This window comes from Rhizobium sp. AQ_MP, assembly GCF_014237835.1.
In the GTDB taxonomy this organism is placed as follows: domain Bacteria; phylum Pseudomonadota; class Alphaproteobacteria; order Rhizobiales; family Rhizobiaceae; genus Allorhizobium.
This window is the reverse complement of sequence record NZ_JACJVI010000003.1, coordinates 307487-326906: the sequence shown is the minus strand read 5'-3', so window position 1 is coordinate 326906 and position 19420 is coordinate 307487. Positions and strand designations below refer to the sequence as shown.

21 protein-coding genes are annotated in these 19420 nt (G+C 62.1%); 7 read left to right on the top strand and 14 right to left on the bottom strand.

Annotated features, from left to right (window positions below):
* Positions 1-11: 11 nt before the first annotated feature.
* The 8 genes from sucC to sdhC all read right to left on the bottom strand — a co-directional run bounded on the left by sucC (position 12) and on the right by sdhC (position 7741).
* Positions 12-1205, bottom strand: coding sequence for an ADP-forming succinate--CoA ligase subunit beta (sucC, locus tag H6M51_RS07255; RefSeq protein WP_185809199.1), 1194 nt, complete (start codon positions 1203-1205; stop codon positions 12-14).
* A 30-nt stretch (positions 1206-1235) separates the two neighbouring features.
* Positions 1236-2198, bottom strand: a complete 963-nt coding sequence (mdh, locus tag H6M51_RS07250) for a malate dehydrogenase (RefSeq protein ID WP_185809198.1) — start codon at positions 2196-2198, stop codon at positions 1236-1238.
* A gap of 161 nt (positions 2199-2359) precedes the next feature.
* On the bottom strand, positions 2360-3535 hold the full coding sequence (gene zapE, locus H6M51_RS07245; protein WP_185809197.1) for a cell division protein ZapE: 1176 nt from the start codon (positions 3533-3535) through the stop codon (positions 2360-2362).
* Positions 3536-3595: 60 nt separating this feature from the next.
* Positions 3596-4123: a protease inhibitor Inh/omp19 family protein gene (locus H6M51_RS07240; RefSeq protein ID WP_185809196.1), complete on the bottom strand. Its 528-nt coding sequence runs from the start codon at positions 4121-4123 to the stop codon at positions 3596-3598.
* A gap of 184 nt (positions 4124-4307) precedes the next feature.
* Positions 4308-5087, bottom strand: coding sequence for a succinate dehydrogenase iron-sulfur subunit (locus H6M51_RS07235; protein WP_185809195.1), 780 nt, complete (start codon positions 5085-5087; stop codon positions 4308-4310).
* A gap of 15 nt (positions 5088-5102) precedes the next feature.
* The gene (gene sdhA / locus H6M51_RS07230; protein WP_185809194.1) at positions 5103-6947 is read right to left on the bottom strand and encodes a succinate dehydrogenase flavoprotein subunit; all 1845 of its coding nucleotides are present in this window, start codon (positions 6945-6947) and stop codon (positions 5103-5105) included.
* Between the two features lie 6 nt (positions 6948-6953).
* Complete coding sequence (sdhD, locus tag H6M51_RS07225; RefSeq protein WP_162548967.1) at positions 6954-7334, bottom strand: succinate dehydrogenase, hydrophobic membrane anchor protein; 381 nt, start codon at positions 7332-7334, stop codon at positions 6954-6956.
* Positions 7335-7345: 11 nt separating this feature from the next.
* The gene (gene sdhC / locus H6M51_RS07220) at positions 7346-7741 is read right to left on the bottom strand and encodes a succinate dehydrogenase, cytochrome b556 subunit (RefSeq protein ID WP_162548968.1); all 396 of its coding nucleotides are present in this window, start codon (positions 7739-7741) and stop codon (positions 7346-7348) included.
* 288 nt (positions 7742-8029) lie between these two features.
* Between sdhC and H6M51_RS07215 the strand changes: the two genes are divergently transcribed.
* Entirely contained in the window at positions 8030-8389 is a 360-nt protein-coding gene (locus H6M51_RS07215) for a hypothetical protein (protein ID WP_185809193.1), read from the top strand.
* A gap of 269 nt (positions 8390-8658) precedes the next feature.
* Here H6M51_RS07215 and H6M51_RS07210 read toward each other — a convergent pair whose 3' ends face one another.
* From H6M51_RS07210 to tsaD, 5 genes are read right to left on the bottom strand one after another with little or no spacing between them, the layout of a single operon-like run.
* The gene (locus H6M51_RS07210) at positions 8659-9303 is read right to left on the bottom strand and encodes a methyltransferase (RefSeq protein ID WP_185809192.1); all 645 of its coding nucleotides are present in this window, start codon (positions 9301-9303) and stop codon (positions 8659-8661) included.
* Between the two features lie 7 nt (positions 9304-9310).
* Positions 9311-9742, bottom strand: coding sequence for an EVE domain-containing protein (locus tag H6M51_RS07205; RefSeq protein ID WP_185809191.1), 432 nt, complete (start codon positions 9740-9742; stop codon positions 9311-9313).
* Positions 9743-9747: 5 nt separating this feature from the next.
* Entirely contained in the window at positions 9748-10041 is a 294-nt protein-coding gene (locus tag H6M51_RS07200) for a YciI-like protein (RefSeq protein WP_185809190.1), read from the bottom strand.
* Positions 10042-10063: 22 nt separating this feature from the next.
* A complete protein-coding gene (locus H6M51_RS07195; RefSeq protein ID WP_185809189.1) occupies positions 10064-11053 on the bottom strand; it encodes an NAD(P)H-dependent glycerol-3-phosphate dehydrogenase in 990 nt (329 codons plus the stop codon).
* The gene (gene tsaD / locus H6M51_RS07190; protein ID WP_185809188.1) at positions 11050-12144 is read right to left on the bottom strand and encodes a tRNA (adenosine(37)-N6)-threonylcarbamoyltransferase complex transferase subunit TsaD; all 1095 of its coding nucleotides are present in this window, start codon (positions 12142-12144) and stop codon (positions 11050-11052) included. Before tsaD ends, H6M51_RS07195 begins: the two co-directional genes overlap by 4 nt.
* A gap of 73 nt (positions 12145-12217) precedes the next feature.
* On the opposite strand from tsaD, the gene hemC reads away from it, so the two are divergent.
* The 6 genes from hemC to H6M51_RS07160 all read left to right on the top strand — a co-directional run bounded on the left by hemC (position 12218) and on the right by H6M51_RS07160 (position 18094).
* Positions 12218-13147: a hydroxymethylbilane synthase gene (hemC, locus tag H6M51_RS07185; RefSeq protein WP_185809187.1), complete on the top strand. Its 930-nt coding sequence runs from the start codon at positions 12218-12220 to the stop codon at positions 13145-13147.
* Positions 13148-13151: 4 nt separating this feature from the next.
* Complete coding sequence (locus tag H6M51_RS07180; protein ID WP_185809186.1) at positions 13152-13871, top strand: uroporphyrinogen-III synthase; 720 nt, start codon at positions 13152-13154, stop codon at positions 13869-13871.
* A 90-nt stretch (positions 13872-13961) separates the two neighbouring features.
* Positions 13962-15242 (top strand): COG4223 family protein, encoded by a 1281-nt coding sequence (locus tag H6M51_RS07175; RefSeq protein WP_185809185.1) that lies wholly within the window; start codon positions 13962-13964, stop codon positions 15240-15242.
* Between the two features lie 3 nt (positions 15243-15245).
* Positions 15246-16880 (top strand): heme biosynthesis protein HemY, encoded by a 1635-nt coding sequence (locus H6M51_RS07170; RefSeq protein WP_210314738.1) that lies wholly within the window; start codon positions 15246-15248, stop codon positions 16878-16880.
* A 10-nt stretch (positions 16881-16890) separates the two neighbouring features.
* Positions 16891-17370: a TerB family tellurite resistance protein gene (locus tag H6M51_RS07165; RefSeq protein ID WP_162548979.1), complete on the top strand. Its 480-nt coding sequence runs from the start codon at positions 16891-16893 to the stop codon at positions 17368-17370.
* A complete protein-coding gene (locus tag H6M51_RS07160; protein ID WP_185809184.1) occupies positions 17360-18094 on the top strand; it encodes a glutamine amidotransferase in 735 nt (244 codons plus the stop codon). Before H6M51_RS07165 ends, H6M51_RS07160 begins: the two co-directional genes overlap by 11 nt.
* On the opposite strand, the gene H6M51_RS07155 is transcribed toward H6M51_RS07160, so the two are convergent.
* Positions 18079-19326: an MFS transporter gene (locus tag H6M51_RS07155; protein WP_185809183.1), complete on the bottom strand. Its 1248-nt coding sequence runs from the start codon at positions 19324-19326 to the stop codon at positions 18079-18081. The genes H6M51_RS07160 and H6M51_RS07155 overlap by 16 nt on opposite strands.
* Positions 19327-19420: the final 94 nt, after the last annotated feature.

Genomic DNA, 19420 nt, shown 5'->3' with positions numbered 1-19420 from the left:
GGTTCCTCAGATTAGCCGTTGATCGCCGCGACGATCTTCTTGGCAGCGTCGTCCAGATCGTCGGCAGCGGTGATCGCGAGGCCGGATTCGTTCAGGAGCTTCTTGCCAAGTTCGACATTCGTGCCTTCGAGGCGCACGACGAGCGGAACCTTCAGGCCGACTTCCTTCACGGCGGCGATCACGCCTTCCGCGATGACGTCGCACTTCATGATGCCGCCGAAGATGTTGACGAGGATGCCCTCGACCTTCGGGTCGGCCGTGATGATCTTGAAGGCTGCCGCGACCTTCTCCTTGCCGGCGCCGCCGCCGACGTCGCAGAAGTTTGCCGGCTCCTTGCCGTAGAGCTTGATGATGTCCATCGTCGCCATGGCAAGGCCGGCACCGTTGACCATGCAGCCGATATTGCCGTCGAGGGCGACATAGGCGAGGTCCCACTTGGAAGCTTCGATTTCCTTGGAGTCTTCTTCCGTCTCGTCACGCAGGGCGCGAACGTCGTCGTGGCGGAACAGCGCATTGCCGTCGAAGGAGACCTTGGCGTCGAGAACGCGCAGATGACCGTCCTGCATGACGATCAGCGGGTTGATCTCGAGCAGTGCCATGTCCTTTTCGGAGAAGGCCTTGTAGAGGATCGGGAAGAGCGACTTCGCGTCTTCTGCGGCAGCACCGGAGAGTTCCAGGGCAGCCGAGATCTTGGCAACGTCGGCAGCGGTGACGCCGGTTTCCGGGTTGATCGCGATCGTGTGGATCTTCTCGGGCGTGTCATGGGCCACGGCTTCGATGTCCATGCCACCTTCTGTCGAAACGACAAAGGCGACCTGACCGACCGAGCGGTCAACGAGCAGCGAGCAATAGAGTTCGCGGGCGATGTCCGCGCCGTCTTCGATATAGAGACGGTTGACCTGCTTGCCGGCTTCGCCGGTCTGGGCCGTCACCAGCGTGTTGCCGAGCATGTCCTTGGCATGTGCCACGACTTCCTCGATCGACTTGGCAAGGCGAACGCCGCCCTTGGCATCGGGGCCGAGTTCCTTGAACTTGCCCTTGCCGCGACCGCCGGCATGGATCTGGCTCTTCACCACATAGAGCGGGCCGGGGAGTTGCTTGGCGGCAGCTTCGGCTTCTTCGACCTTGAGGATCGCCACGCCCTTTGCGACCGGCGCGCCGAAGTCCTTCAGAAGGGCCTTGGCCTGGTATTCATGAATGTTCATCGTCGTGTCCCTGTTCTGGGCCTGAGGCGCTTACTTGAGAGCCGGGGCGATATTGATGCAGGCTTCGCAGAGGCCGGCGACGGCGCCGACAGACTTCTGGAAGGCTTCTTCCTCGGCCTTGTTCAGGTCGATCTCGATGACGCGCTCTACGCCACCTTCACCGATGATGACGGGCACGCCGACATACATGTCCTTCACGCCATACTGGCCGTTGAGGTAGGCGGCGCAGGGGAGAACGCGCTTCTTGTCCTTGAGGTAGGACTCGGCCATTTCGATGGCCGAAGCAGCAGGCGCATAATAGGCAGAACCGGTCTTCAGCAGGCCCACGATTTCGGCACCGCCATCACGTGTGCGCTGGATGATCTCTTCGAGGCGCTCCTTGGTGACCCAGCCCATCTTGACGAGGTCGGTCAGGGGAATGCCGGCGATGGTCGAGTAACGGGCGAGCGGCACCATGGTGTCGCCATGACCGCCGAGAACGAAGGCGGTGACGTCTTCGACCGAAACGTTGAACTCAGCCGACAGGAAGTGGCGGAAGCGGGCCGAGTCGAGAACGCCGGCCATACCCACGACCTTGTTGGTCGGAAGGCCAGAGAACTTCTGCAGGGCCCAGACCATCGCGTCGAGCGGGTTGGTGATGCAGATGACGAAGGCGTTCGGGGCATACTTCTTGATGCCGGCGCCGACCTGTTCCATGACCTTGAGGTTGATGCCGAGCAGATCGTCGCGGCTCATGCCCGGCTTGCGGGCGACACCGGCGGTGACGATGCAGACGTCAGCGCCTTCGATGGCAGCGTAGTCGCTTGCCCCGGAGAGCTTGGCATTGAAGCCTTCGACAGGACCGGACTGGGCAATGTCGAGACCCTTGCCCTGCGGGATGCCGTCAGCAATGTCGAACAGGACGATGTCGCCCAGTTCCTTCAGACTGGCGAGATGCGCCAGCGTTCCACCAATCATTCCAGAACCGATAAGAGCGATCTTTTTGCGCGCCATTGTAGACTTCCTTTTGGATCCGCGACCAAGGTCGAGACAAGTTTTAGCCTGCCCTTGAGGACAAACCGCATAGCTCCAAAGGCTCTAAATCGCAAACGATAATTTTCTGTGTATCAAATTCAATCGGTTAGAACATAAAATTCTTACGTAAACGTCAAAAATTATGTCACCGATCCGTCACGATTCTGTCGTTTTGCATGGTGCAGTTCGAGATAATCTGCACTTCGCATTTCAAAAAGCCGCGAGACTGTTCTGTCGAACTCGAAGCCTTCTGTGCCCTTCTTTTCGGTCAGCAGCGCCTCCGGCATTGCGACGGCTGAGGCGAACAGCCTGACGCTGGCGTCATAAAGCGCGTCGATCAGGATGATGAAGCGCTTGGTCTCGTTGCGCTTGTCCGGTCCGAGATGCGGGATGTTTTCGACGAAGACGACATCGAACCTCTTTGCGATGGCGAGATAATCGGACGCACCGAGCGGACGCTCGCACAGGTCGCGGAAATTGAAACGCGCAGCCCGCCCTGCCGCTCGCGGGATGTCGATGGCTCTGCCTTTCATCTCGATCGAGACGGGCGCCTCAGCCGCGCCGTCCGTCACCCGTGTCCAGGCGATGTCCATCATCTTCGGGGCGTCATCGAGCGGCGCTATATAGACCGGAAGACTCTCCATCTTCTCAAGCCGGTAGTCGGTCGGTGAATCGAGTGTCGAGACCTGAACATTGGCTTTCAGGAGATCCACGAAAGGCAGGAAAAGACCGCGGTTGAGGCCATCCCTGTAAAGGTTGTCTGGCTCAACATTGGATGTTGCGACCAGGATGCAGCCACGGGCGAAAAGCTCCGTGAACAGCCGCGCGAGGATCATCGCATCGGCAATGTCGGTCACGGTGAATTCGTCGAAACACAGGAGTTGCGCCTCGTCCCGCAGAGCAGCGGCCACCGGCGGGACCGGATCGGCCTGCTTGGTCTCGCCGGCCTTCAGCTTCTGTCGATGCGCATGGATCCGCGCATGCACATCGGCCATGAACTCGTGGAAATGTGCGCGGCGCTTCTTCTCGACAGGCGCGAGCTTGAAGAAGAGGTCCATCAGCATGGTCTTGCCGCGCCCGACACTGCCGTGGATATACAAACCCTTGATCGGGATCTCCGGCTTCCTTGCCCGTGCGAACATCCAGCCAAGCGCGCTCTTCTTCGCGGCCGGTCGACGCGCCTTCAGTTCGGTCAGGATGCGGTCAAGTTTTTCGGCGACACCGAGCTGATATCGGTCAGGCTGAAGAGTCCCCGCTCCCGTCATCGCGCGCAATTGCTCGGCGACGCTCAAGCCGTAGTCAGGAACTGGCTGCATGGATTGGTGTCCCGCCGGGAGGGTGGCCCGCTGGGGGCCACCGCAGGGTATGACGAAAAATCAGCGGCTGAGGCTGACCGGCTGGCCGGAAGCGGTGCTGCCGTCGAAGCGCGCATCGGCAGTCTTGTAGAGGCTGCCGATTGTGTTGCCGTTGCGGTCCTTCAGGACGACCTGCTTGCCGGAGACTTCCCAAGAACCCATGGCCGTCAGTTCGCCGGCGCAACCGCGCGTACCGCCGCGCGAGCCACTGCCGAGATTGGTCAGCGTCAGGAACATGTCGCAGCTCGTACCCGCACTCTGGACGCGCCAATTGCCCACCATCGATTCCTTGGTGACATCCAGCGCCGTTGTCGGCGCCGCAGGCGTCCCGACCGCAGCAACTGTCGCCGTCGCCGGCGCAGCGGGAAACTGTGACGGATCCGTTGCGCCAGGTGGTGGAAGCTGTCCGGACTGCACCGAGGGAACCGGCTGGGCCTGCAGCGGCGGAAGGGCGCTATTGGCAGCATTCATGTTGCTGTAGGATGTACGCTGGCACCCCGCAAGCGCCAGGAGAATGGCTGCTCCGGTGACTGCATGGCTGAATTTCATCATTATACTCCCGCTCTCGCGATCTGCGTCGCAACCTGCCGTACAACTGGGTTTTAAATATGTTACGCGAATATGGTTAATCAAGTTCCATATCACGTTCGATCGATAGCCGGCACTATGAGGATAAATTAAGGCCGCCCGAAACGGTTCCCGGGCGGCCTCTCATTCTTTTTGATGCTGTGGCTCAGGCGCGGCGTTCGACCATCATTTTCTTGATTTCGGCGATGGCCTTGGCCGGGTTCAAGCCCTTTGGGCAGGCCTGGGCGCAGTTCATGATCGTGTGGCAGCGATAGAGACGGAACGGATCCTCGAGATTGTCGAGGCGTTCGCCGGTCGCTTCGTCACGGCTGTCGATCAGCCAGCGATAGGCCTGCAGGAGGACGGCCGGGCCGAGATAACGGTCGCCATTCCACCAGTAGCTCGGACAGGAGGTCGAGCAGCAGGCGCAGAGAATGCACTCGTAGAGACCGTCGAGCTTCTGACGGTCTTCGTGGCTCTGCTTCCACTCCTTCGCCGGCGTCGGCGATACCGTCTTCAGCCACGGCTCGATCGAGCGATGCTGCGCGTAAAAGTTGGTGAGGTCGGGCACAAGGTCCTTGACCACAGGCATATGCGGCAGCGGATAAACCTTTACCGTGCCGTTGATCTCTTCCATGCCCTTGGTGCAGGCGAGCGTGTTCGTACCGTCGATGTTCATCGCGCAGGAACCGCAGATACCTTCGCGACAGGAGCGGCGCAGCGTCAGCGTCGGGTCGATGTTGTTCTTGATGTAGAGAAGACCATCGAGAACCATCGGACCGCAGTCATCGACATCGATGTAATATGTATCAATCCGCGGATTGGCGCCGTCATCTGGATTCCAGCGATAGATCCGGTATTCGCGGACATTCTTGGCGCCTGCCGGCTTCGGCCAGACCTTGCCTTCGGTGGTCTGGGAATTCTTGGGGAGAGCGAGTTCTACCATGATGAGTTCCTCAAATCAGTAGACGCGAGCCTTCGGCGCGATCTTCTTGGGATCGATGCCATCGGCGATGAGCTCGGTATGGACGGGGCGGTAGTCGAGCTTGACCTCACCCGCTTCGGAGACCCAGGCGAGCGTGTGCTTGCGCCAGTTCTCGTCGTCGCGGCCGGCGAACGGGCCGGAGGTGTAGTCCTCGCGGGCGTGCGAACCGCGGCTTTCCTTGCGGGCCTCGGCGCCATAGACCGTTGTGATCGCATTGGCCATCAGGTTGTGCAGCTCGAGCGTTTCCACAAGGTCGGAATTCCAGATCATCGAGCGGTCGGTGACCTTGATGTCAGGCAGCTCCTTCCAGATCGCATCCAGGCGGCGGCAGCCGCTTTCAAGCGATTCCTGCGTGCGGAAGACGGCCGCGTCTTCCTGCATGGCGCGCTGCATCTTGTCGCGCAGCACGGCAGTCGGGGTCTGGCCCGAAGCGTGACGCGTTTTGTCAAAGCGGTCCATGATCTTGTCGCAGGCGGCAACATTCAAGTGCGGGATCGGCTCGGCCTTGTTGATGACCTCGGCAGCCCGGATCGCGGCAGCGCGACCGAAGACCACGAGGTCGATCAGCGAGTTGGAGCCGAGACGGTTGGCACCGTGAACCGAGGCGCAACCGGCTTCGCCGACGGCCATCAGACCCGGGATGATGCGCTCCGGGTTGCTCGAGTCGGCGTTCAGGACTTCACCCCAGTAGTTGGTCGGAATGCCGCCCATGTTGTAGTGAACGGTCGGCAGAACCGGGATCGGTTCGCGGGTCACGTCGACACCGGCAAAGATCTTCGCCGATTCCGAGATGCCCGGCAGGCGCTCGTGCAGGACGGCCGGATCGAGGTGATCCAGATGCAGGAAGATGTGGTCCTTGTTCTTGCCGACGCCGCGGCCTTCACGGATTTCCATCGTCATGCAGCGCGAGACGACGTCGCGCGAGGCGAGGTCCTTGGCCGACGGTGCATAGCGCTCCATGAAGCGCTCGCCTTCGGAGTTGACGAGATAACCGCCTTCGCCGCGCGCACCCTCGGTGATCAGGCAGCCGGCGCCATAGATGCCCGTCGGGTGGAACTGGACGAATTCCATGTCCTGCAGCGGAAGGCCCACACGGGCGATCATGCCGCCGCCGTCACCGGTGCAGGTATGCGCTGAAGTTGCCGAGAAATAGGCGCGACCGTAGCCGCCCGTCGCCAGCACGACCATCTTCGCAGAGAAGCGATGGATGGTGCCGTCATCGAGATTCCAGGCGACGACGCCGGTGCAGCGGCTGCCATCGTCCGACATGATCAGGTCAAGCGCGAAATATTCGATGAAGAATTCCGCGTTGTTGCGCAGCGACTGGCCGTAGAGCGTGTGCAGGATGGCGTGGCCGGTACGGTCGGCAGCAGCACAGGTGCGCTGGACCGGCGGGCCTTCGCCATAGTTCTGCATGTGACCGCCGAACGGGCGCTGGTAGATCTTGCCTTCCTCGTTGCGCGAGAAGGGAACGCCGTAATGTTCGAGCTCATAGACCGCCTTCGGCGCTTCCATGGCGAGATACTGCATGGCATCGACGTCGCCGAGCCAGTCGGACCCCTTGACGGTGTCATAGAGGTGCCACTGCCAGCAATCGGGCGTCATGTTGTTGAGCGAAGCGGCAATACCGCCCTGGGCCGCAACCGTATGCGAACGGGTCGGGAAGACCTTGGTGATGCAGGCCGTCTTGAAGCCCTGTTCGGCCATACCGAGCGTCGCGCGTAGGCCGGCGCCACCGGCACCGACGACCACGACGTCGTAGGAATGGTCAACATAGGTATAGGCTTTGCCGGTCTGGGCGAAGTTGTGAATGGTTGCCATGTTGATTTACCCTACGAATGCGATCTTCAAGATGGCGAAAAGACAGAGGCCACCGATCAGAATTGCAAAGAACGTGTTCAGCATCAGAAGAAGCAGCTTGGCGATTTCGGCATGGACATAGTCCTCGATGATCACCTGCATGCCGAGCTTCATATGGATCAGGGCCGAAAGCACGACCAGGCCCATGACGACGGCAACGAGCGGGTGCGACAATGCGCCAACCACTTCGGCGTAAGGCGCGCCGTTGTACATCACCAGGAAGCCAACGAAGAACAGAATGAGCGGAATGTTTGCGACCGCGGTGACGCGCTGGCGCCAGAAATGCTCGGTGCCTTCCTTGGCCGAGCCGAGACCGCGGACCTTGCCGAGCGGAGTACGCATATCCATGGAATGGTGCCTCAGGTGCGAATGATGTAGGCAACGACCCAGACGAGGATCGTCAGGACGACGGATGCGATGATGTTGGCCTTGGCAAGCTTGGTCGAGAAGTGTTTCTCGAAGCCGTAGCCGACATCCCACATCAGGTGGCGAAGTCCGCCGAGCATGTGGTGGATCAGCGCCCAGGTGTAGCCGAACAGGATCAGGCGACCGATGAAGGTGCCCATGAACCAATTGACCCATTCGAAGTATTCGGCACCCGTCGATGCTGCGACCAGCCACCAGGCGACCAAGATCGTGCCGAAATAGAGCGCCCCGCCCGTGATACGGTGGAGGATCGACATGACCATGGTAGGGATCGGCTTGTAGATTTGCAGATGCGGCGACAGGGGCCGGTTTTTTGTCACATTCGCCATCTAAACCTCGCGGCGTCTCGATGCGGTCCGACAGTTCGGACATCAATTTCGCAATGCGTCATAACGTTTGTGGTGCATTGCATCAGGGGGACGTTTAATCCTCGAAAACCCGGACGACAAGCACATTCGCTTGACGATTTCAATTTAATCGATTCGCGTGAATAGAACTTTAGCGCCACGCGGAACCGCAGTTTCCATTACGAAAAAAGCGTGGAACTGGATGACTTTAGCAAGCGAATGAGGCATGCTGCGTTAACGACTTGTTAACCGTCCTCCGGAGGCTGCCGCATGCTAAAGTATGGTTCTGTTCTGACGGCCGCGACCCTTGCACTTACCTCTTTCACGACTTTCGCAGTCGCTGGCGAACGATACGAGGGCGGTGGGTACTTCCACCACGGCCGTGGCGAAGCGGTGATCGGCGGCAATGGCCTGCCTTCGGTCATCCCTGGCATCGGTACCTTCACCGGCAACATTTCCGGTGTCCGCATCAAGGGCAACGGGGTCTATCTGGCGATCGAGCGCAACACGCGGCCAAAGGTCCTCGCATACCGTGCACCCAAGGCCAAGATCATTGAAATTTCAGAAGAAAACCAGAAAGAAGCCTGCTCCTTCGAAGCCGGCGTCTGTGTCATCCGGCCGAAGAACTAGAGCCGTCCATTTCCCAATGGAAGCAGTTCTGCCGGAGCAGATTTTTGTTGGGGCAGCGACGATCGGCGCAGCGCATACCCTGAGCTATGGGCGAGACGATCGCCGCTGATCCCGGCGGAAAGATGCCCGGCCCTCCGGGTTGGCTGGAACGGGCTGCCTGATCGCCCGGCTGGCTTGGCCGTATGCTATGGCTACGACGCGCGCCAGCCGGGCGGCCATCCGACTCCGTTTCAGCCAACAGAACTGATTCCATTTGGAAATGAACGGTTCTAGAGAAATTTCCAGACCGTTGTCTTCTTCACTTCGCTGTCTTCCAGCACCCGTGTGACCGCCACCTGATAGGTCGCGAGCGGTTCCAGATGCTCGGTCGGGCGATAGCTTCGGCCGGGATCGCCGACCAAGACGAGGCAGCCTTCCTTCGCGGTTGCGCTGAACCAGGCAACCAGCGCCTTGGCGAAATCGCTCTCATAGAAGACGTCACCTGCAAGGATCACGTCGACATCGACCGATCGGCCGATGAGGTCGTCACCGGTAAAGTCGATGTTCACGCCATTAAGAGCGGCATTCAGCCGCACCGCACATTTCGCCCAGGGGTCGATGTCGGCAGCGAGCACCGCTTGCGCCCCCGACATGGCGGCGGCAATAGCCACCATCCCTGAACCGCTGGCAAAATCGAGCACCCGTTTTCCCCGAACCGTTTCCGGATGGTCGAGAATGTAGCGCGCCAGCCCCTGCCCGCCCGCCCAGGCAAAGGCCCAGAACGGCGGTGGCAGACCGATCGCTTCCAGATCCTCTTCGGTTTTCAGCCAGAGATCATGCACCTCGCTTGCGAGATGCAGCTGGATCTCCGGCACATGCGGCGGCGAGAGCACGCTGGTGTTTTCGAGGATGAAGCGGTCCGGATCGGTCTTCACGGGCGGATCAAACGGGCGGATTGTAAAGGCCGCCCATGCGGCAGACCTCGAAATATTCGTCTTCGGTCACCGGCTGGACGGAGAGCCGCATGGAGGTGACCAACGACATCTTGGCAAGCTTTTCGTTTGCCTTGATGTCCTTCAGGCTCACCGGCTTCGGCATGTCGCACACCGCTCGGATGTCGACGCAGTCCCAGCAGGCATCGCCCTCGGCGGTCGAATCCGGATGCGACAGCGCACAGACCTCGACGATCCCGACCACTTCCAGTCCCTCGTTCGAGTGATAGAAGAAGCCCTTGTCGCCGATCTTCATCGCCCGCATGTTGTTGCGGGCGAGATAGTTGCGCACGCCGGTCCATTCTTCACCGACATCGCCCTTGGCCTTCTGCATTTCCCAGGACCATTTGAAGGGTTCGGACTTGTAGAGCCAGAATGCCATTGTCTTTACGCCTCGGGATTGTTGAAGACCCAGTTATAGGGCTTGATCTCGACCGTTTCGAACAGGCCCGCCTTGGCATAGGGATCCTGCGCTGCCAGCGCCTTGGCAGCGTCGATATCGTCGGCAGCAATCAGCAACATCGAACCGCAGGGCTTGCCGTCGCCATCGAGGAAGGGGCCGGCGATCTTCAGCTGGCCGGCGGCGTTCAGCCCGTTCAGCCATTCGACATGCGGCGGACGCGTTTCCATGCGAAGGTTCAGGTGGCCTGGCTTGTCGGCGCAGATGACGGCAAACAGCATCTTCTCTCTCCTAGGGGATCTCTTATTCGGTGGTGATCGGTCGTGACATCAGTTGGGTGATGGCGGTCGGGATGTCCAGCCTGCCATCGATGATCGCAGCAACGGCCTCTGTGATCGGCATTTCGATCTCGTAGCCTTCCGCCAGTCTTGCAGCAACCGCAGCCGCAACGGCCCCTTCAACGAGCGATCCCTGCTGCGTGCCGATCGGCTCGCCCTTGCCGAGCGCGATACCGAAACGGAGATTGCGGGACTGGTGGCTGGTCGCCGTCAGCACGAGGTCGCCGAGACCCGACAAGCCCCGCACCGTATCCCCGCGTCCACCCATGGCATCCACAAGCCGCGACATCTCGGCAAGCCCGCGCGCAATGAGCGCCGCCCGCGCCGAATCGCCGAGGCCCATGCCCTCGACGATCCCGCAGGCAATGGCGAGTACGTTCTTCAAGGCACCCCCGAGCTGCACGCCGATCCGGTCGTCCGACGCATAAAGACGAAAGGTCTGGCCGGAAATTGCCTTGGCCAGTTGCTCGGCAAGCACAAGGTCCTCCGCTGCGATCGCCATCGCCGTCGGCAGGCCCTTGGCGATATCCGCCGCGAAACCGGGACCCGAGAGCATGGCGATTGCATGGCCCGGCAGCGCGCTTTCAAGCACATCCGTCAGAAGACGCGAGGTCTGCTTCTCGATGCCCTTCGCGCAAATGACGACGGGCGCACCCGGCTTCAGATACGGCCCATAGGTTTCCGCCGCCGCGATCTGCGCCTGGGACGGCATGGCAAAGAGCACGATATCAGCGCCGGCGAGATCCGCCGGCCTGGACGAAAAGGTGAGCGTGTCCGGCAGGCGGATACCGGGGAGCGCGGCCTCATGCACCCGACTGGCCGCAAGATCCGCCATCACCGAGGCATCACGGCCAATCAGAACCACCTCCGCCTTCCCGGTCTGGGCGATCACGGCGGCGAGTGCGGTGCCGAAAGCACCGGCGCCGCTGACGGCGATACGCTGCATCCCGCTCATGCCTTGGCTCCGCGCTTGCCGTAAGCAAGCAAAGCCTTGGCATCCTGATCCAGCGGCCAGCGCGACCGGGGGGCGACGGTCAGATCATCCGAGGGCATGCCGAGCGCCATGCGCTCAAGCCCTGCCCAGGCAATCATCACGGCATTGTCGGTACACAGATGATGCGGCGGCGCGACGAAGCGGAAGCGATGCTCGGCGCAGAGCGTATCGAGCGTCTGGCGCACTTCCTTGTTGGCCGCGACGCCACCGGCAACGACCAGCGCAGGCTCGGCGACATCGGGAAACGTCTCTTTGAACCGCTGGAGACCACGGCCGATGCGATCCTTCAGCGTGCGCGAGATGGCATGCTGGAAGGAGGCGCAGATGTCGGCGATGTCCTGCTCGGTGACGGGCGCAATGCCCTCTGCAGCCTGGCGCACGGCGGTCTTCAAGCCCGAAAACGAAAAGTCGAGACGCGCCTCGCCGACCAATGGGCGGGGAAAGGCAAAACGCTTGGGATTGCCCGTGGCCGCCGCCTGCTCGACGGCGGGCCCACCCGGATAGGGAAGCCCAAGCAGCTTGGCTGTCTTGTCGAAGGCCTCACCCAGCGCATCGTCGATCGTGGTGCCCCAGCGCTCGTAGTCTCCGACCCCCTTGACCAGAACGAGCTGCGTGTGACCGCCCGAAACGAGCAGCATCAGATAGGGAAAGGCAACACCATCCGTCAGCCGCGCTGTCAGCGCATGACCTTCGAGATGATTGACGGCATAGAGCGGTTTGCCGGTGGCCCGCGCAATCGCCTTGCCGGTCATGAGGCCCACCAGCAAGCCGCCGATCAGGCCGGGACCGGAAGTGGCAGCAATGGCATCCACCTCGGCAAGCGTGATGCCTGCCCGGGTCAGGGCTTCCTCGATCAGCGTGTCCAGCGCATCCACATGGGCGCGCGCTGCAATCTCCGGCACCACGCCGCCATAGGCGCTGTGCTCGTTGAGCTGACTCAAGACGACATCCGCTTCGGTGACAGCCGAGCCATCCTCAAGCCGCGTGACGACAGCGGCTGCCGTCTCGTCACAGCTCGTTTCGATGCCGAGGATGCGCAGTTTGGATGTCATGGAACCTGTTCATTGATTGCGGTCGCCGAGAAACCGGTCTACGAAATCTGTCGGTAACAACGGACAAGTTCGGATGCAAACAAAACCTTTCCGCATCGGCACGCGTGGCAGCCCGCTCGCTCTCGCCCAGGCTTCAGAGACACGCGCAAGGCTGATGATCGCCCATGACCTGCCTGAGGACATGTTCGAGATAGTCGTCCTGTCGACGAAAGGTGATCGCATCACCGACAGGCCCCTCTCGGAGATCGGCGGCAAGGGGCTTTTCACCGAAGAACTGGAAGCCCAGCTTCTGTCCGGCGATCTGGATTTTGCGGTCCATTCGTCCAAGGATATGCCGACGAAGCTGCCGGAAGGCCTGTTTCTTTCGGCCTATCTTCCGCGCGAGGATGTCCGTGACGCCGTGGTTGGCCGCACGGCCCCGACGCTGAAGGAACTCCCCGAGGGAGCAACCGTCGGTTCCTCGTCGCTGCGCCGTCAGGCACTGATCCGCCGCATCCGCCCGGATATCAACGTCATTACCTTCCGCGGCCTGGTCGATACCCGCCTTCGCAAGCTTGCCGACGGCGAAGTCGATGCGACCCTCCTTGCTTATGCAGGGCTCCGTCGTCTCGGAAAGCCCGATGTTCCAACCGAACTGCTCGAACCCGCCGACTTCCCACCGGCACCGGCGCAAGGCGCAATCTGCATCGAAAGCCGCATCGGCGACAGCAGGGTCAACGACCTGCTAGAGGCGATCAACGACCGCGACACCTTCGATGCCGTCAGCTGCGAACGGGCCTTCCTCGGCGCCCTCGACGGCTCCTGCCGGACCCCGATCGCGGGTCATGCAACGGTCGATGGAGACGCGATCCGCTTTGCCGGCATGATCCTGACACCCGATGGCAGCCGCTGGCACGATGTCGAGATCGAAGGCAGCCGCACGGAAGCCGCAGTGCTTGGTGCGCGGGCCGGTGGCACGGTGCGCAGCAAGGCCGGCAGCGACTTCTTCGACAGCTGGAGTTGAGGCGATGCGCGTTCTGGTGACGCGCCCTGAACCGGCGTCGGCCAGAACCGCTGCCGAACTTGAGCGTCGTGGCCATGAGCCGATCCTGCTGCCGCTGATGCAGGCGGTTCAGCAGCCGAAAGTCCTGACCTCGCCCCCCCTGCCCGGTGCGACTGCCTTAGCCGTGACCAGCGCCGAGGCAATGCGCGTGCTACAAACACTGCCCGACGACGCGCGACATCCCTTCCTCGCTCTGCCCCTCTTCGCCGTCGGCCGCGCCACGGCCCGCGCAGCAAGAGAAGCAGGTTTCCAGGATGTTTCGATCGCCGATGGCGATGGTCGTTCCCTCGCCAGGCTGCTGATTGCAAAAACCGACCAAAATCCAGGTGCGCCGATCCTTTATCTCACCGGCACACCACGTTCACCCGAGTTCGAAACGACCTTGGCCGACGCAGGCCGCATCGTAGATGTGCGGGCGTGTTACCACATGGTTCCGACCGCCCATGACGATACTGAACTCGCCCGGAAGCTCACGCCGATGCCCGAAGCCATTCTGGCCTATTCCTCGGAGACGGCGCTGCGGATCGGCGAGATTTTCGAAGAGACGCAGGCATCCTTGAATTGGTCTGAGGCGCGTTTCCTGTGCCTCAGCGAGAAGATCGCAAAGGCGCTTCCCAAAGAATTTCAACCGCGAGCCCGCTGGCCGATGGAACCTCGCGAGGATCTGCTCCTTCTTCTGCTTTGATGCAGTGCCGCGTGAAATGGAACCTCAGGCCTTTCCTTCGCCACGAGGACTGACTAGGTTTAGCCACACGCGCGAAATGAAGAGGTTGCCATGGTTTCCGGAAAGCCACCCCGTCGATCGAAAGCCCCCGATGAGCCGGTGACAATCGACCTGACCGCCGAGGAAACCGCGGCCCCGAAGGATGGCGCGAATGCCGAGACCGGCGCGCAAGCCGATATCGATGCCACCGCCCCGTCGTCTGCCTTCGACGGTGGGGCCGCAGAAGCCACGGGGGCAGGCACCACCTCGACCGATACGCCAGTTGATCCCTGGACACCGGCATCCGAGACCTCCGCAGCAAGCACGCCGGCCGACGAGAAAGACCCGGGCGTCGACACCACGCCGAAGACAGAGACACCGCCGGCGCGAGAGCCGGTGCGCCAATCGCCCGCGACCTCGACCCTGGTCGCCTCCGGCATTTTCGGCGGGCTCGTGGCCCTCGCCCTTGCCGGCAGCATGCAGTATGCCGGGATCGTGCCGGGCCTTGGACCGGAACAGAGGGTCGAGGCCCCTGCAATCGACACTGCAGAACTCGGCGCCCTCAAGGCCGAGGTGGCCCGGCTCGCGGCCCAGCCCGCAACCCCCGCAGCCGATCCTGCTCTTGCCGAGCGCATTGCGGCACTGGAAACCAGTGTGGCGAATGCCGGCGCGACGCCTGCTGCCGACGCTGCAGCCGTAGAAGCTCTGAAAACACAGCTTGTCGCCGCCGAACAGGCAATCGAATCGCTGCGTGCCGAAATCGCCAGCAACAAGCAGGCCCTCGACCAGAGCGCGACACGCCTGACGGAAGCCGAACGCAAGCTGGAAGAACCCCGCAGCGATGTCGAAATGGCGCGCGCAATTGCGCTTGCCGGCCTGAAGACGGCAATCGATCGCGGTGGCCCCTTCCTCTCCGAGCTCGATGCGCTGAAAAGCGTTTCGCCCGAAGACCCGGCCATCGCAACGCTGACCCCGCTTGCAAGCGCCGGTGTGCCCTCTCGCTCGGATCTCGCTCGCGGCTTCAATCAGGTTGCAGAGGATATACTCGCGGCCATCAATCAGCCCGCCACGGGCGAAGGCTGGATCGATCGCCTGCTGGCGAGTGCCCGCTCGCTGGTCAAGGTGCGGCCTGTGGGAAATGTTGAAGGTGAGACGCCGGAAGCCATCGTCGCCCGGATCGAAAACAAACTGCAAAATGGCGACCTGAAGGGTGCGTCACTCGAATGGGAAACGCTGCCCGAGATGGGCAAGCAAGCATCGTCCGATTTCGCGACCAGGCTGAAGAGCAGAATTGAGGCGGAAGACAGCGTATCTGCTGCCCTGTCTCAGACTGTCGCTGGCAACGGAGGCTGATGCATGACCACGATCCTCAAGATCCTCTTTTTCTTCGGCCTCATCCTGGCGCTGGCTTTCGGCTTTTCCTGGATCGCCGAACGCCCGGGCGAGATCTCGCTGATCTGGGAGGGACAGCAGTACCAGACGGACCTGATGGTCACTGTAACAGCCCTCGTCGCGCTCGTCGCCGTGATCATGCTGCTGTGGTGGATGCTGCGCGCCCTCTGGACATCTCCCCATTCGGTCCGCCGCTTCTTCCGCGCCCGCAAGCGTGACCGTGGCTATCAGGCGCTTTCGACCGGTCTGATCGCCGCCGGCGCCGGCAACGCCCTTCTCGCAAGGCGCATGAGCGCCCGTGCTCGCAGTCTCATCCGCGCCGACCAGGAGCCCCTGATACGCGTCCTCGACGCCCAGGCAGCCCTGATCGAAGGACGCTATGATGAGGCACGCCGGCTGTTCCAGGAAATGTCGGAGGATCCCGAAACCCGCGAACTCGGCCTGCGCGGTCTCTATGTCGAGGCAAACCGTCTGGGGGCCCATGAGGCCGCCCGGCAATATGCCGAGCAGGCGGCCGAAGCGGCACCCTACCTGCCCTGGGCGGCCAAGGCGACGCTCGAATATCGCTGCCGCGCCGGGCACTGGGATGATGCGATCCGCCTGCTCGACCAGCAGAAGATTGCCCATGTCCTGGAGCGTCACGAGGCAGAGCGTCTGAAGGCCGTGCTGCTGACGGCAAAAGCCGAAGACCAGCTGGAGGCCGATCCGGCCGGTGCTCGCGACAGCGCCCTGAAGGCGCTGAAGCTGGCCAAGGATCTGGTCCCGGCCGCGATTGTCGCCGCGAAGGCTTACACGCGCGAAGACAACCTGCGCAAGGCCTCGAGCACGCTCGAACAGGTATGGAGAATCGACCCGCATCCGGAAGTCGCCCGCTCCTATGTGAGAGCCAGAAGCGGCGACAGCGCGGTGGATCGCCTGAAGAAGGCGGAAAAGCTGGAAGCCCTGAAGCCGAACAACTACGAATCCCTGCTGGCTGTCGCGGAAGCGGCGCTCGATGCGCAGGACTTCAAGAAGGCCCGCGCCAAGGCGGAAGCTGCAGCCCGGATCGCCTCGCGCGAGCGCGTCTATCTGCTGCTGGCCGACATCGAGGAAGCCGAAACCGGGGATCAGGGCCGTATACGCCACTGGATGGGCCAGGCGCTGAAGGCACCGCGCGATCCGGCCTGGGTGGCCGACGGCCATGTCTCTGAGCGCTGGATGCCGATCTCGCCGGTCACCGGCCGTCTCGACGCGTTTGAGTGGAAGACGCCCTTCGACCAGCTCGCCGGACCGATCGAGGAAGGCAGCGTGTCAGAAGGCGAAAAGGCACTGGCGTCCCTGCCGCCGGTCTTGAACGCCGACGCGCCGGCAGAGCCGAAACCGGCCGTCGAAATACCATCCCCGAAGCCGGTGGAAGGTGAAGAGCTGGTGATCAACGCAGACACGCCAGCCAAGCCGGCGAAGACTGACGTACCTGCGGCAGAACCGGCCCGGTCGAACGAGCCGATTAAGGAGGCGGTTGTCGTCGAACCCTTCTTTGGCCGACCACCCGATGACCCGGGGGTCAAGGATCCGGCAGTCGCAACCCAGGAACCCAAGACACGGCTGAAACTCTTCTGACGGAATTCGGATGCTCGACCGCCTTCAAGCCTTCTTCCAATCCATGATGCAGGACCGCCCCAAGGCGGTCTTTGCACCTGACGATCCCCGCATCGCCGTAGCCGCTCTCTGCCTCCAGGTCATGGAAGCCGATGGTGTCATCAGGGATTCGGAGCGGCAAAAGCTGCGCGAAATCCTGCGGGAACAGTACGAACTCGAGGATGAGGCACTCGATGCCCTGATCGCGGCCGGGCAGGATGCCGAGAGCGAGGCGGTCGACTACTATCGCTTCACCACCGAGCTGAAGCGCCAGCTGAACGAAGACGAGCGCCAGCACCTCGTCGGCATCCTCTGGGACATCGTCTATGCCGATGGCAACAGAAGCGAAATGGAAGATCACGCGATCTGGCGGGTTGCCGATCTGCTCGGCGTCTCCGGACGGGAGCGCATCGTCCAGCGGCAGGAAGCGGCCGAACGGGCGGGTCTTGGAGCGATCGACGATGCCACGTGAGGACCGGTCGCGCCCGCGCGATCGCAAGCAGCCTGTCCTGATTGTCCTGCATCAGGAACGGTCTAGCCCCGGCCGTGTCGGCCAGATGCTCGAAGAGAAGGGTTACCCCCTCGACATCCGGCGTCCCGTGCTCGGCCAGGAACTGCCGAAAACGCTGAAGGACCATGCCGGCGCGGTCGTCTTTGGCGGCCCGATGAGCGCCAACGACCCGGACGATTACATCAAGACCGAAATCAACTGGCTCGACGTGCCGCTCAAGGAGGACAAGCCTTTCCTCGGCATCTGCCTCGGCGCGCAGATGCTGGTCCGCCATCTCGGCGGCAAGGTCGAGGCCGACCGGGAAGAGCGCACCGAAATCGGCTGGTATCCGATCCACCCGACGGAGCATGGGCGGCTTCTGATGCACTGGCCGAAGATGGTTTATCACTTCCACCGCGAAGGCTTCAGCCTGCCGCGCGGAGCAAAGCTGCTGGCAAGTGGTGACGTTTATCCCAACCAGGCCTTCCGCTACGGCGAAAACGCCTGGGCCGTGCAGTTCCACGCCGAACTGACCCGCGCCATGATGCACCGATGGGTGGTTCACGGCGCCCATCGCTTCGTCCTGCCGAACGCCCAGCAGGGCCGCGAACATCTGGAGGGCCGGATGATCTTCGACGCGCCGCTCAAGGCCTGGCTATCGGATTTCCTCGACCTGATCTTCGAGCGCGATCAGCGCGCCTCCTGACGCTCCGGCGCTTCCAGGCTGTCGATCTTGCGCAGTTGGGGGAAGCCGAGCGCCCAGACGGCAGCGACGGCAAGCGTGCCGAAGCCACCGAGCACGACGGCAGGCACCGGCCCGAAGAAATGCGCCATGGTGCCGGCGCGGAATTCGCCGAGTTCGTTGGACGCACCGACAAAGACCATGTTGACCGCGTTGACGCGACCACGCACTTCGTCCGGCGTCCACAATGCGATCAGCGTTTCGCGCACATAGACCGACGCCATGTCGGCGGCACCCATCAGCATCAACGCGAGGATCGAAAGCCAGGCGATCTCCGAGAAGCCGAACAGGATGGTCCCGACACCGAACAGCGCCACGCCGATGAACATGAAGATCCCGGCATTGTGGCGGATCGGGAAGCTCGCAAGCGCAATGGCGACGATGATGGCACCGATCCCCGGCGCGGCGCGCAAGAGGCCGAGACCCCACGGACCGAGATCGAGAATGTCGCGCGCAAAGACAGGCATCAGCGCCACGGCGCCGCCAAGCAGCACGGCAAAGAGATCGAGCGAGATCGCGCCCAGCACCACTTTCTCGCCGAAGATGAAGCGGAAGCCGGCAAACAGTGTGTCGAGGCTGACGGCCTTCTGGGATCTCTGCTGCGGTGGCCGCTTGACGAGGAAGACCAGGATGGCCGCGAAGGAGAAGAAGGCAAACGATACCGAATAGGCGACAACCGGGCTTGCGCCGTAAAGCAGGCCGCCTGCGACCGGTCCGACGATCGAGGCCGTTTGCCAGGAGGACGAGTTCCACGCGACCGCATTGGAGAGATCCTTCTGCGGCACGAGATTGGGCGCGAGCGATTGGACCGCGGGTGCGGCAAAGGCACGTTCGATGCCGAAGACCACGAGGATCGCGAACACGATCGTCGGCTCGAAGGCGTCGGTCACAGTGAGGGCAAGAAGGGCGCCGGCACAGACAGCGCTGACGATCATGCAGATCGAGACGATGGCGCGGCGATTGTATCTGTCAGCGACCGAACCGGTCACCAAGATCAGAAGCAGCGACGGCAGAAACTGCACGAGACCGATCAGGCCGAGATAGAAGACATTGCCCGTCTTGTCGTACATCTGCCAGCCGACCGAAACGCTGAGGATCTGCGTGGCGAAGGCACCGAGAAAGCGGGCGAAGAAGAAGCGGGTATAGGAGGAATGCCGAAACGCCGCGAAACGATCGTCGGCCGAGGACGGGTGCATCGAAAATACCTTAAGCTGCGGGCAGGCCCGCCGTTAAACATGATTCGGATTGCGTGGGCCCCATCCACTTGTCCGTTAAGTCGCCAATGTCTAC